At 75.3% G+C, this 12,758-nt stretch carries 7 protein-coding genes; all 7 read right to left on the bottom strand.

Annotated elements, in window-relative coordinates:
* Nucleotides 1-55 precede the first annotated feature (55 nt).
* Entirely contained in the window at nt 56-4,720 is a 4,665-nt protein-coding gene (locus ACFVFS_RS11655; protein WP_380622793.1) for an amino acid adenylation domain-containing protein, read from the bottom strand.
* Between the two features lie 251 nt (nt 4,721-4,971).
* Nucleotides 4,972-6,237: a glutamate synthase-related protein gene (locus ACFVFS_RS11650; protein WP_380622791.1), complete on the bottom strand. Its 1,266-nt coding sequence runs from the start codon at nt 6,235-6,237 to the stop codon at nt 4,972-4,974.
* Between the two features lie 73 nt (nt 6,238-6,310).
* Nucleotides 6,311-7,321: an asparagine synthetase A gene (locus ACFVFS_RS11645; RefSeq protein WP_380622789.1), complete on the bottom strand. Its 1,011-nt coding sequence runs from the start codon at nt 7,319-7,321 to the stop codon at nt 6,311-6,313.
* A complete protein-coding gene (locus ACFVFS_RS11640) occupies nt 7,318-8,664 on the bottom strand; it encodes a methylaspartate mutase (RefSeq protein WP_380622787.1) in 1,347 nt (448 codons plus the stop codon). The genes ACFVFS_RS11645 and ACFVFS_RS11640 overlap by 4 nt, the downstream gene beginning before the upstream one ends.
* Nucleotides 8,661-9,077 (bottom strand): cobalamin B12-binding domain-containing protein, encoded by a 417-nt coding sequence (locus ACFVFS_RS11635; RefSeq protein WP_380622811.1) that lies wholly within the window; start codon nt 9,075-9,077, stop codon nt 8,661-8,663. Before ACFVFS_RS11635 ends, ACFVFS_RS11640 begins: the two co-directional genes overlap by 4 nt.
* 309 nt (nt 9,078-9,386) lie before the next feature.
* Nucleotides 9,387-10,646 (bottom strand): helix-turn-helix domain-containing protein, encoded by a 1,260-nt coding sequence (locus tag ACFVFS_RS11630; protein WP_380622785.1) that lies wholly within the window; start codon nt 10,644-10,646, stop codon nt 9,387-9,389.
* A 305-nt stretch (nt 10,647-10,951) separates the two neighbouring features.
* Entirely contained in the window at nt 10,952-12,595 is a 1,644-nt protein-coding gene (locus ACFVFS_RS11625) for an alkaline phosphatase D family protein (protein WP_380622783.1), read from the bottom strand.
* Nucleotides 12,596-12,758 lie beyond the last annotated feature (163 nt).

Genomic DNA, 12,758 nt, shown 5'->3' with positions numbered 1-12,758 from the left:
TGGGGAAGCCCGGGGCGGGCGGAATCGGGGCGGGCGGATTCGGGGCGGCCCGCCATCACGAGGCCAGCCGTTCGGCGATGGCGCCCACGGTCCGGCCGCGGAACACCACGTGCGGCGGGACGCGGCTGCCGGTCTGCTGCGAGAGCTTCATGGCGACCCGCACGGCGGCCAGCGAATTGCCGCCGATGCGGAAGAAGTTGGCGTCCGGACCGAGGTCCTCCGGCAGGTCCAGGACGGCGCGCACGGCGTCGGCGACCAGCCGCTGCCGCGGGGTGAGCGGATCGGCCGCGGCGGCGCGGCGCCCGGCGGGGGCCGGCAGGGCCTTGCGGTCGACCTTGCCGTTGGGGTTGAGCGGCAGGGCGTCCAGCACGTCGAGGGTCGCGGGGACCATGTGCTCGGGCAGCAGCCTGGCGAGGTGGTCCAGCAGCGCCTCGGGGCCGGCCCCGTCCGCGCCCGCGTCGAGGGTGACGTAGGCGGCGAGCCGGTGGTCGCCGGGGGCGGGCTCGTGGACGGTGACGGCGGCCTCGCGGACGGCGGGGTGGCGGGTCAGCGCGTCCTCGATCTCGCCGGGCTCGACCCGGAAGCCGCGGACCTTGATCTGGTCGTCGATCCGGCCGGTGATCTCCAGCAGGCCGTCCGGGCGCCGGTGGCCGAGGTCGCCGGTGCGGTACAGCCGCTCGCCGGGGGCGCCGAACGGGGAGGCGACGAAGCGCTGGGCGGTCAGCCCGGGCCGGCCGACGTAGCCGTGGGCGAGGCCGCCGCCGGCCGCGTAGAGCTCGCCGGTGGTGCCGTCGGGCACCGGCTCCAGCCGCTCGTCCAGGACGTGCACGGCCTTGCCGTGCAGCGGGCGGCCGATCGGGATGGCGCTGCCCGCGGCGTCCTCGGGGGTGGCCCGGTGGCAGGTGGTGAGGCCTAGGCTCTCCACCGGGCCGTAGCCGTTGGCGACCACCAGGTCCGGGTACTGGCCGAGCGCCTTGCCGACGTGGGTGACGGAGGCCCGCTCACCGGCTGTGAAGGCCACCTTGAGGTCGTCGTAGGTCTCCGGGAACTCCTCCAGCAGGAAGTTGAACAGGCTGGCGGAGAGCTGGAGCTGGGTGACGCCGTGGCGCCGGGTCAGCTCGGCGACGGCCTGCGGGTCGGGCCGCTGGCCGGGCTGCAGCACGCAGACCCCGCCGAAGGCGAGCGCGCCGTACAGCTCCAGGGCGAAGGCGTCCCAGGAGACCGGGGAGCACTGCAGCCAGACCTCCTCGGGGCCGAAGCGGGCGTAGTCCTGGCCGAGGTAGGTGGTGGTGAGCGCGCGGTGCGGCACGGCCGCGCCCTTGGGGCGGCCGGTGGAGCCGGAGGTGAACATCACGCAGGCGAGGTCGTCGCCGGTGACCGGCACGCCCGGGTCGTGGCCGGGGCGGGCGGCGATCGCGGCGGCCTGCGCGTCCAGGTCGAGGTGGTGCCCGACGGGGAACGGCGGGCTCGCGCGGCGGTGGGTGACCAGCAGCGCGGCCGCGCAGTCGGCGAACGCGCCGGCCAGCCGCTCGGCCGGGAAGTCCGGGTCCAGCAGGGTGTAGGCGGCACCGGTCTTGAGCGCCGCGAGCAGCGCGACCACCAGGTCGGGGCCGCGCTCGACCAGCACCGCGACGGTGTCGCCGCGGCCGGTCCCGGCCTCGGCCAGGTGGTGCGCGAGCCGGTTGGCCCGGGTGTTCAGCTCACCGTAGGAGAGCCGCTCCTCGCCGGAGACGAGGGCGGGCGCCTCCGGGGCGCCGGCGGCGCGGGCCTCGAACAGGGCGTGCACGGGCGCCTCGACGGCGGTGGCCAGGGTGCCCAGCCAGGCCTCGCACAGCTCGGCCATGGTGGCGGCGTCGAACAGGTCGGAGTCGTACTCGAAGCGGCCGGTGAAGTCGGTGCCCCGGTCGTCGACGGAGATCGACAGGTCGAAGCGGGAGACCGGGTTGGAGTACAGCTCCCGGGTCACCTCGACGCCGCCGACGGTCAGCGGGCGGGTGTCCAGCGGGTGCAGCTCCAGCAGCACCTGGCAGAGCGGGTTGCGGTTCTCGGCCCGGTCGTCCGGGCGGTCCTCCAGGGCGCTCGCCGCGATGTCGTCGAACGGCGCCTCCTGGTGGCGGTAGCCGGCGATCGCCACCTCGCGGACGTGCCGGACCAGTTCGCGGAAGTCCGCCGACTCGTCGAGGCGCACCCGCAGCGGCAGCAGGTTGACGAAGTAGCCGACGAGGGCGTCCAGTTCGGCCCGGCCGCGAACGCTCACCGGGGATCCGAGCACCAGGTCGCGCTGTCCGGTGCGGCGGTGCAGGGTGAGCGCCAGGCCGGCCAGCAGCACCATGAACGGGGTGGCGTCCTCGCTGCGGGCCAGTGCGCGGACCGCCTCGGCGACCGGGCGCGGCATCGCGAAGCGGTGGAAGTCGCCGCGGAAGCGCTGCACCTCGGGACGGGGGTGGTCGGTGGGCAGCGCCGGTTCGGTCGGCGCGTCGGCCAGGTGCTCGCGCCAGTGGGCGAGTTGGCGCTCGGCATGGGACGGGTCCCGGTACTGCCAGGCGCTGTAGTCGGCGTACTGGACGCCGGGCTCGGGCAGGTCGGCCGGGCGGCCTGCCGCGAGCGCCTCGTACAGGGCGGCGAGTTCGCCCTCCAGCACGGGCAGCGAGCCCTCGTCCCAGACGATGTGGTGGCAGAGCAGCAGCAGCGTGGCGGTGTCGCCGGTGCGGTAGAGGTGGGCGCGCAGCAGCGGGCCGTTCTCCAGGTCGAAGGGGACCAGCGCGGCCTCGGCGACCAGCGCGTCGACGCGCCCGGCCGCGGTGTCCGCCACGGTGAACGGCACCTCCACCGAGGGGTGGATCAGCTGGCGGGGCCCGTCCTCGGTCAGCTCGAAGGTGGTGCGCAGCGCCTCGTGCCGCGCCACCACGCCCTCCAGCGCCCTCCGCAGCAGCTCCGGGTCGACCGGGCCGGCGAAGCGGAACACCCACGGCACGATGTAGGTGGGCGCGTCCGGGTTCCACTGGTCGAGGAACCAGAGGCCGCGCTGGTACGGGGAGAGCGGCGCCGAGGCGGCCCCGGCCCGGGTCAGCGGCGGGCGCTCGCCACCGGCGGCGGCGGTGACGGCGGCGGCGAACTCGGCGAGGGTCGGGGCGTCGAAGATGGTGTACGGGGAGATCATCCCGAAGACGTCGAAGACCCGGCCGACCACGCGCACGGCGGTCAGCGAGTCGCCGCCCAGGTGGAAGAAGTTGTCCTCGGCGCCGACCTCGGGCACGCCCAGCACGTCCGCCCAGACGGTGGCGATCAGCTGTTCGGCGGGGGTGCGCAGCGGCCGGCCGGCCGGGGCGGCGGCGGGCGCGGACTGCGGTTCGGGCAGCGCGGCCCGGTCGATCTTGCCGCCGGCGGTCAGCGGGAAGGCGTCCAGCACGGTGAGGGTGGCCGGGACCATGTGCTCGGGCAGCCGCCCGGCCAGGTGGGCGCGGAGCGCGGCGGGGTCGGGGGCGTCACCGGTGACGTATCCGGCGAGCCTGCCCTCGTGGGCGACGACCACGGCGGCGGAGACGCCGGGACGGGCGGCGAGCAGTTGCTCGATCTCGCCGGGCTCGACCCGGAAGCCGCGGATCTTCACCTGGTGGTCGGCGCGGCCGACGAACTCCAGCGGGGCGTCCGGGCCCTCGCGGCGCACGATGTCGCCGGTCCGGTACATCCGGGCGCCCGGCTCGGGCGCGAACGGGTCCGCGACGAACCGGCCCGCCGTCAGGCCGGGGCGGCCGTGGTAGCCGGAGGCGAGCAGCGGCCCGCCGAGGTAGAGCTCGCCGGCCTCGCCGGGGCCGGCGACCGGGCGCATCCGGTCGTCCAGGACGTAGGCGCGGCGCCCGCCCAGCGGGGTGCCGATCGGGACCACCGCGGCCTCGGTGGCGCCGGACAGCTCGTGGACGGTGGCGGTGATCACGGTCTCGGTGGGCCCGTAGGCGTTCAGCAGCGGCACGCCGGTGGCGGCCCACCAGCCGGCGGCGGTGTCCGGGTGGAGCCGGTCGCTGCCGGAGATCATCAGGCGCAGGGTGCGCGGGGCGCGGCCGCGGGCGCGCAGCGCCGTCACCACCTCCTGGAAGTAGCCGGCGGCGAGGTTGGCGACGGTGGCGCCCTCGGTGTCCAGCAGGTCCAGCAGGGCGTCCGGGCCGAGCAGTTGCCGCTCGGGGATCAGTAGGCAGGCGCCTGCCGAGAGGGTGGTGAGGGCCTGCTCGACGGCGACGTCCACGGTCGGGCGGGCGAGGTGCAGGACGACGTCCTCGGCGGTGAGGCCGAAGCGGTCGACGGCGGCGGCCAGGTGGCCGGTCAGCGCGTCCAGCGGGACGTGCACGCCCTTGGGGCGGCCGGTGGTGCCGGAGGTGTAGATGAGGTAGCCGGGGGCGGCGGCGCCGTCGCCGGACGGCGCGGGCGCGGTCTCAGTCAGCTCGCCGTCGGTGAGGGCGAGGACGGCGCCGGCGTCCTCGCGGATCCAGCGGTTGCGTTCCTCCGGGGCCTCCCGGTCCAGCGGCAGGTAGGTGGCCCCGGCCCGGAGGGCGGCGAGCAGGCCGACCAGGTGGTCCAGCCGGTCGCGGCCGGTGACGGCCACCGTCCGCCCGGGGGCGATCCGGGCGGCGAGGGCGCCGCTCAGCTCGTCCAGCTCCCGGAAGCGGACGGTCCGGGCGCCGAGCCGTACGGCCGGCCGGTCCGGGAACCGGCGCGCGACGGACATGAAGGGGAAACCGCGAGATTCCATCATCCAACCCCGATGAATTGACGACGCTGCGGGCAGTGGTCTCGACGATAGGGCGGCTTTCCGGCGCCGATCGGCAGAATTTCCGGAAGACCATCGGCAGTTTCAACTGCCGCCCCATCCAAGCGAGTTGGTGAAACACGACCGGCCCGCCGGGGCGCACGGAGGCGCCTCGACGGGCTCGGTTGATATCGCTCTTCGACTAGACCGGCAGGGGAATCACCGGGAAATCACCCGGGGAATTCCGGGGACCACACGTCGGCCCGCTCCAGGGCGGCCGGCGTGTACTTCCCGAGCGCGCTGATCAGCAGCCGCAGTTCCAGCGCCAGGCAGTCGGCGAACCGGATCAGGCCCGCCTCCGGGTCCTCGGCCGCGGCCAGCAGGGCCGCCCGGCCCAGGCCCACCGCGCGGGCGCCCAGCGCCAGGCTCTTGACCGCCCGGCCGCCCTCCCACATCCGCCCCGAGACCAGCAGGCAGGGCGGCGGCCCGGCGGCCGCCAGCCGCCGCAGGCACTCCGCCAGCGGCAGCCCGACCTGCGCCGGGAAGACGCCCGGCGCCCAGCCGGTGCCGCCCTCCGCGCCGTCCACGGTGACGGCGTCCGCACCGGCCTCGGCGGCCACCCGGGCGGCCTCGGCGACGTCCCGGCCGGGGTGCAGCTTCACCCAGACCCGGGCCCGGGGGAAGTTGTTGCGCATCAGCCGGACCTGCTGACGCAGGATCTCGGCCGTGAAGGTGCCCGGGGTGCTCGCGCGCAGCACCCGGCCGTCCTCGCCGAAGACCGGGTCGAGGCCGTAGCGGTCCCCGAGCCGGGCGGCGGCCGCGGCGTCCAGCACGGTCATCCCGCCGAGCCCCGGCTTCGCGCCCTGCCCGACCTTCAACTCGAAGGCCAGCCGCCCCGATTCGAGCAGCGGCAGGGCCGCCGGGTCGCTGTAGACGAGGTTCCACACCTCGGCGTCGGCGTCCTCGGTGGACTGCTGGACGGCCACCCCGCCCAACCCGTCCGGGAGGTGCTCGGTGTAGGCGCGCAGCCGGCCGAGCAGGGCGCGGTCGGCGGCCTCGCCGAGCCGGCCGTAGCCGTTCACCGGGACGACGTTCTCGCCGATCACCATCGGCAGGCCGAGCGCGCCCGCCTGCCCGCCGAGCGCCAGCCCGAGGTCCCCGCCGGCCGCCCGGGTGGAGCCGGTCGCGGACACGTACACCGGCAGCGCGGAGGTGAACCCGCCGATGGCGGTGGTGAGTTCGACGTCCCGGTAGTCCGGCTCGCGGCCCAGGTCGATCAGTTTGGCGAGCCGCTGCGGCACGAACACCGGCGGGACGATCCGCAGCGCGTCCAGGGCGTCCGAGGCGTCCGCCGCCCCGGGCCCGACGGCCGGGCGCTCGGCACCGAACAGCACCTGCCCGTAGCTGCCCGGCGGCGGGAAGGCCGCCGCCGTCCCGGCCCGGGCCCGCTGCCGGACCTCCTCCTCCGGGAACCCCGGCGCCGACAGGTCGCTCATGCTCCCACCTCGCTTCGCCCGGCAGTCGCCTCGCGACGCGCGCCGCGCCTCCTGGTTCGCTCCCTGCGCCCGCTCACGGCGTCACCACCCCCGCCACCTTCGGGAACGCGCTGGCCTGCCAGACCGCGTCCAGCCCGGCCACGTACCGGGTCAGCCGCTCGACGCCGATGCCGAAGCCCGCGCTGCCGGGCACCCCCTCGCGGACCAGGTCCAGGTACCAGCGGTACTTCTGCGGGTTCTCCCCCGTCTCACGCATCCGGGTGACGATCTCGGCGTAGTCGTTGGTCCGCTGGCTGCCGCTGCACAGCTCGCCGTAGCCCTCGGCCGCGATGAGGTCGAAGTTCCGCAGCAGGCCCGGGTCCTCGGGGTTCTCGCGGTCGTAGAAGCCGCGCGAGCCCTTGGGGTAGTCGGTGACGAAGAACGGCCGGTCCCGCCGGCCCGAGAGCAGCGCCTCGCCGGCCCAGTCGAGTTCGGCGTCCGGGCTCTGCGGGTGGCCCAGCCCCTGGAGCTCGCCGACCGCCTCGGCGTGCCTCATCCGGCCGAAGGAGCCCTTCAGCAGCTCCGCGAACGCCCCGGTGTCCCGGCCGAGTTCGGCGAACTCCTTGGGCAGCTCGCGCACCACGCTGCCGACCATGTGCACCACCAGCTCCTCGACCAGCCGCACGGCGTCGTCCCGGCTCGCCCCGGCCACCTCGACGTCGAGCTGGTGGAACTCGGCCAGGTGGCGGTTGGTCCCGGCGGTCTCCAGCGGCTCCAGCCGGACGTTCGGCGCGATGCAGAAGATCTTGTCGAAGGCCAGCAGCGAGGCCTGCTTGTAGAGGATCGCGCTGGTCATCAGCTTGTAGCGGTGGCCGTAGAAGTCGACGTCGACCTGCTTGGAGCCGCGCGAGCCGGGGTCGGTGACCGGGCCGATGATGGGCGGCAGCAGCTCGGTGAAGCCCTCGCCGCGCAGGTACTCGCGGGCGGCGGAGAGCAGCTGGTGCTGGATCCGCAGCGCGGCGCGGGTGGTCGGCGAGGTCAGGTGGCGGCCGGGGTCGGGGAGCAGGGCGGCGGCGGCCGCGGGGGTGGGCCCGTCGGTGGTCATGGCGTGGTGAGTCCCAACTCTCGTGGTGCGGCGGGTGTTCGGTCGAGGTCCGGGGTGTCGGCGGCGCGGCCGTCGTAGCTCCACTGGACGTGGGAGAGCGCGCCGAGGAGGTCGGCGGAGCCGAGGATCGGCGGGCGCGGGCCGCCGGACAGGCCGCCGATCGGCAGCGAGCCGACGTCCGACCAGTGCAGCCGCCCGTCCGGCCCGAGCGAGCTGCGGGCCCGGCCGGCGTTGTCGGGGTGCAGGCAGTAGGGCACGTCCAGGTAGCCGGCCGCGAAGGCCCGGACCAGGGCCCGGCCGATGTCCGCGTCCAGCTCCAGCACGGCGCCGATCAGCGCCCGGGCCTCCGCCTCGATGCCGGTGTCGGGCACCGCGAGCGGCGGGCGGACGTGCTCGGCGCTCGCGGCCGAGGCGGCCGTCTCCAGCGCCCGGACGTTCTCGGCGACGGTCGGGATCCGGTGCGCCTCCGCCGTCGTCTTCACGATCAGCCGGGCCGCCCCGGTGCGCACCGCCAGCCGGGCCGCGTCCTCCAGCAGCAGCCGGGCACCGCCGGGCGTCCGGGGGAAGACGCCCATGTAGGCGTAGAGCACGAGGTGGCGGTCGACGTCCGGCAGCAGCTCGTCGGCGAGCCGGCCGAGCACGGTCAGCGCCTCCTCGTCCTGGCGCGGGTCGGGCTGCTGGGCGTAGCTGAGCGAGATGCTGCGCAGCCCGTGCTGCCGGAAGAACAGCGCCTCCAGCACGCTCACCGCGATCAGCAGGCTCGGCGGGCAGAGCTGGCCCATCAGGCAGCCGCCGAACGTCTCCAGGTGCGGCTCGGCGCCGGACTCGGCGGCGGACGCGAGCAGTTCGCAGCTGCGCCGCCAGCTCTCCACCGCCTCGCGCAGCGGCGTGCGGCTGTACGGCAGGCAGTACGAGACCGGGCCGCCCTCGGTGGCGTCCAGGCCGACCGCGAGCAGGGCGCGGACGATGTGCTCGGGCTGCGCCGAGCCGTGCCGGACCTGCACCGGGAAGCCCGCTCCGGCGACCCCGCGCAGCACCGCCCGGGTGACGTCGACCGGGTGGCCGGCGATCGGGTAGCCGTTCAGCCCGACCCCCTCGGCCAGGGCGCGGCGGGCGGCGGCGAGGTCGCCGGTGCGGGTGTAGCTGTCCAGGGTGATGGTGCCGACGGTGACGGCGTCCGCGCCCCGGGTGGCGAGCAGGCCGTCGCGCATCCGCAGCGGGTCGGCCATGCCCATCCGGGGCTGGACCACCAGGGCGCCGGCCGTCCGGGCCCGGGCGACGAAGGCGCCGAAGCCGGATCCGGCGGGGAGCCGGCCGCCCGGCGCGGCGGCGAGGCCGCTCATCGCGGCACCCCGGGCAGCGCGGCGGCCCGGACCGGGGCCGGGAGCGAGCCCACGAAGGAGCGGAAGTCGGCGACCGGGCGCCCCTCCTCGAAGACCCCGTCGAACCCGGCGGCCAGCAGCGCGTGCTGCCGGTCCGGGTCGCCGGGCCCGGCGATGGTGAGCTTGCCGCCGATCACCGTGGGCGTGCGGGCCAGTTCGGGACAGGCGCGCAGCGCGCGGATCACCCGCAGGCCGTCGTGGTGGCCGTGCCCGTTGACGCTGCTGAGCACGATGAGGTCCGGCTCGATCCGGCGGCACTCGGCGACCAGCAGGTCGTCCGGCACGCAGGCGCCCAGGTTGCTGACCCGGTGGCCGAGTTCCTCCAGCAGCAGCTGCAGGAAGACCAGGTTCCAGGTGTGCGAGTCCGAGGCCATGGTCGTCACGACGACCTCCAGCCCGGCCGGTTCGGCCTCTTGGCGCTGCTGCTCCAACTGGTCCACGGCGCAAACCCTCTGTGTCGGTGAGTTCGGTGAGTGCTGAACAGAAACGCTAGGGAGGATCCGGCCGGCGGACCGGCAGCTCGCCCGGCAAGTGACGGGCAGTATCGGCGGCGCGGGAACCACGGAGTGGGCCGGAGCCGCGGGGGTGCGGGAACCGCGGGGGTGCGGGAACCGCGGGGGTGCGGGAACCGCGGGGGTGCGGGAACCGCGGGCCGCACGGGAGCCGAGGGCGGGGCCCGGGCCTCAGCTCGCCGCCGCCAGCGCCGGGTACGCCCCGGCGGCGCCGAACAGCCGGCGGCAGAGGTTCAGCACGGTGAACCGCACGCCGTCGCGGGCCGGGACGCTGCGGATCAGCCCGCTCGCCAGCAGCTCGTGCACGGCGGCCAGCGACTCGTGCGGGGGCCGGCCGCTCAGCTCGACGGCGTCCTCGCCCGACCAGTCCCCCGGTTCGGCGGCCAGCCGCGCCAGCAGGTCGCGCTGCCCCAGCGTCAGCCGGTCGAGCGCCGCGTCCAGGGCCTCGCCGACCCCGCCGCAGCCGCCGAACCCGGCCGGGGGCGGCGCCAGTTGGAACGGCCCCTCGGCCAGCCGGGCCACCAGCTGGCGCGGGGAGAGCACCGTCGACCAGCCGGCCGCCAGCTCCAGCGCGCCGGGCAGACCGTCCAGCTGGCGGCAGAGCGCGGCCACCGCCGGCGCCTCCTCGGGCTCCAGCCGGTAGCCGGGGCGCAGCCGGCGCAGGTGCGACAGCAGCAGCCGGACGGCGCCCACCTCGGCGAGCGCGGCCGGGTCGTGGTCGAGGTCGGGACCCGGGGTGGGCAGCGGGGCGAGCGGGACCACCTGGCCGCCGGGCAGCGGCTGGGCGACCCGGGCGGTGATCAGCACCCGCAGGCCGGGGCAGCGCTGGAACAGCTCGTCCAGCAGGGCGGGCTCCACCCCGGTGTCGGCGCCGTCCAGGACCAGCAGGGTGGGGCGTCCGCCGATCGTCCGGACCAGCTCGGCGCGGCGCTCCGGGCCCATCCCGGGCTGGCGGGCCCAGTCCGTCCAGCGCACCGACCAGCGGGCCGTCAGGTGCAGTCGGCGGGCGGCCTCCAGCACCAGTCTGGTCTTGCCGACCCCGCCGAGGCCGGTCACCGTGACCAGCCGGTCGCCGTGCACGGCGAGGGCGTCGGTCAGCGCGTCGACCTCCGGTTCCCGGCCGACGATCGCGCCGCGGGCCACCGGCGGGGCGGCCGGTTCGTCGCGCGGCTCCTCGGCGGGCGCCTGGCGGCGCGCGGCCGCCTCGAACACCGAGCGGCTGCGTCCCTCCAGCCGCAGTGCGTCGGCCAGCAGCCGGACCGTCTCCTGCCGGGGGCGCTGCACCCGTCCGCTCTCCATGTCGCGGATGGCCCTGACGCTCAGGGTCGCGTGATCGGCCAGCACCTGCTGGGTCAGGCCGATGCGCTCGCGCCGGATCCTGAGCAGCTCTCCGAAGCCCGCCGTCGACTGCAGGGTGTGAACGCCGTCCATGCTCCGTCCGCCTTCCGTGGGTTGGCCAACTACCGGGGACCAGGGGCTCGGGCGGCCGTGCGGCGCGCCGAGGGCGGTGCCGAGCGGTGGTGACCGTCGCCCCGGGTTTCCCCTGCCGCAGATGGTCCACGGCCCTGCTCTACGGCCGATCAACGGCCGATCACCGCAGGTTCACGACACCTCCGCATCGTCCACGAACCCTCCCGGAACCGGCCCGGGACATGGACCGGACGGGGACATGGACCGGCCCGGGCGTACCGCATCGGGGAACGGTACGACCGGGCCGGGGATCGGGGAGCGGGGCGTCAGGCGCGCTGCATGCCCGGGTTGTAGGCCTCGCTGACGAAGGAGGCGGCGGTGCTGACGGTGCCGCCCGGGCGGGTGATGTGCGAGACCACCCGGTAGTCGGCCCGCGCGTGCTCCTCGTTGAGCGTGATCGCGGTGTAGCCGCGCCGCCCGTCGTAGAACTTCATGTGCGGGTTGGCCGCCGTCAGGGTCGCCCAGTTGCCCGGGTGCTCCTCGCCGTCGCCGTCGCTGGCGATCGAGGTGCCGACGATCTCGACGCCGACGGTCCGCGAGTCCGGGTCGTCGAAGTCGCGCTTGACGTCCATCGCGTAGGCGACGTGCACGTCACCGGTGAGGATGACGAGGTTCTCCACGCCGATGTCCTCGGCGCCGGCCAGGAACCGCTCCCGCGCGGCCGGGTAGCCGTCCCAGGCGTCCATGGACAGCTTGGAGGCCGCCGCGGTGGTGTTCTTGCGGCGGGAGAAGACGACCTGCTGCGGCACGACGTTCCACACCGCCTTGGACTTGCGGAAGCCGTCCATCAGCCAGCGCTCCTGGGTGGCGCCCATCAGCGTGCGGGCCGGGTCCGCCGACTCCGCGGTGGGGTACTGCCAGCCGTCGCCGTTGGCCTGGTCGGAGCGGTACTGGCGGGTGTCGAGGATGTCGAACTGCGCCAGCTTCCCGTAGTGGTGGCGGCGGTACAGCTTGAGGTCGGTGGCGTCCGGCTTGGGCATACGCAGCGGCATGTTCTCCCAGTAGGCGCGGGTCGCGGCGGCGCGGCGGGCGACGAAGGCCTCCACCGACTGGTTCTTCTCGGGGATGCCGGCGGCGTAGTTGTTCTCGACCTCGTGGTCGTCCCAGGTGACGTACCAGGCGTGCGCGGCGTGCGCGGCCTGGAGGTCGGGGTCGGCCTTGTAGAGGGCGTACCGCAGCCGGTAGTCCTCCAGGGTGGTGGTCTCGTGGTTGAACAGCGACGGCAGGGTGCGGTCGGTGTACTTGCGGTCGCCGCCGACGGCGTTGATGCCGTACTCGTAGATGTAGTCGCCGACGTGGAAGACGGCGTCGAGGTCCTCGTTCGCGAGGTGCCGGTAGGCGGTGAAGTAGCCGTCCTCGTAGGCCTGGCAGGAGACCAGGCCGAAGCGGACCTCGTCGATGTTGCGGCCGCGCGCCGGGGAGGTGCGGGTCCGGCCGACCGGGCTGACCCAGCCGCCGACCTTGAAGCGGTACCAGTGGACGCGGTCGGCGTCGAGGCCGTCGACGTCGACGTGCACCGTGTAGTTGAACTCGGCGTGGGCCTTGGCGGTGCCGCGGCGGGCGATCTTGCGGAACTTCTCGTCCCGGGCGATCTCCCAGTCGACCTTGACCACGCCGGTGGGCGGCAGGCCGTTGCCGGGCTCCAGCGGGCGGGGGGCGAGGCGGGTCCAGAGCACGACGGCGTCGCTCAGCGGGTCGCCGGAGGCGACGCCCAGGGTGAACGGGTTCTCGGTCAGCGTCCGGGGCGCGATCTCGGCGTCCGCGGCGTGGGCGCTCGGCAGGTTGGTGGTGAACGCCAGCGCGGCGGCGGCCGAGGTGACGGTCAGGAAGCGGCGGCGGCCGATCCCCAGCCGGTTCGCGGCCTCCCGGAACTGCTGGTCGTGCGAGGCCTGGTCGTCTGTGCGAGCCATGGTCTGGACTGCCTTCCGTACGCTGGGGCTGGACCGGCGGGGCACACCGGCCGTGTACGGAGGGGATTGGACTGGGCCGCGCGGTACGGGGGGCATCGCGTCCCCGGCCGACAAGTGATCATCAGATGAGGACACCCGCCGAATCGGGCAATCGGACGATAAC

Source organism: Kitasatospora sp. NPDC057692, from assembly GCF_042799475.1.
Taxonomy (GTDB): Bacteria; Actinomycetota; Actinomycetes; order Streptomycetales; family Streptomycetaceae; genus Kitasatospora.
The sequence above is the reverse complement of the archived record's forward strand: the minus strand, read 5'-3'. Positions and strand labels throughout refer to the sequence as shown.

Excerpts from the sequence above, each read along its gene's own strand:
- ACFVFS_RS11640 (WP_380622787.1), bottom strand. The coding sequence starts at position 8,664 with ATGAGCGGCCTCGCCGCCGCGCCGGGCGGCCGGCTCCCCGCCGGATCC.
- ACFVFS_RS11630 (WP_380622785.1), bottom strand. The coding sequence starts at position 10,646 with ATGGACGGCGTTCACACCCTGCAGTCGACGGCGGGCTTCGGAGAGCTG.
- ACFVFS_RS11635 (WP_380622811.1), bottom strand. The coding sequence starts at position 9,077 with ATGGCCTCGGACTCGCACACCTGGAACCTGGTCTTCCTGCAGCTGCTG.
- ACFVFS_RS11650 (WP_380622791.1), bottom strand. The coding sequence starts at position 6,237 with ATGAGCGACCTGTCGGCGCCGGGGTTCCCGGAGGAGGAGGTCCGGCAG.
- ACFVFS_RS11645 (WP_380622789.1), bottom strand. The coding sequence starts at position 7,321 with ATGACCACCGACGGGCCCACCCCCGCGGCCGCCGCCGCCCTGCTCCCC.
- ACFVFS_RS11655 (WP_380622793.1), bottom strand. The coding sequence starts at position 4,720 with ATGTCCGTCGCGCGCCGGTTCCCGGACCGGCCGGCCGTACGGCTCGGC.
- ACFVFS_RS11625 (WP_380622783.1), bottom strand. The coding sequence starts at position 12,595 with ATGGCTCGCACAGACGACCAGGCCTCGCACGACCAGCAGTTCCGGGAG.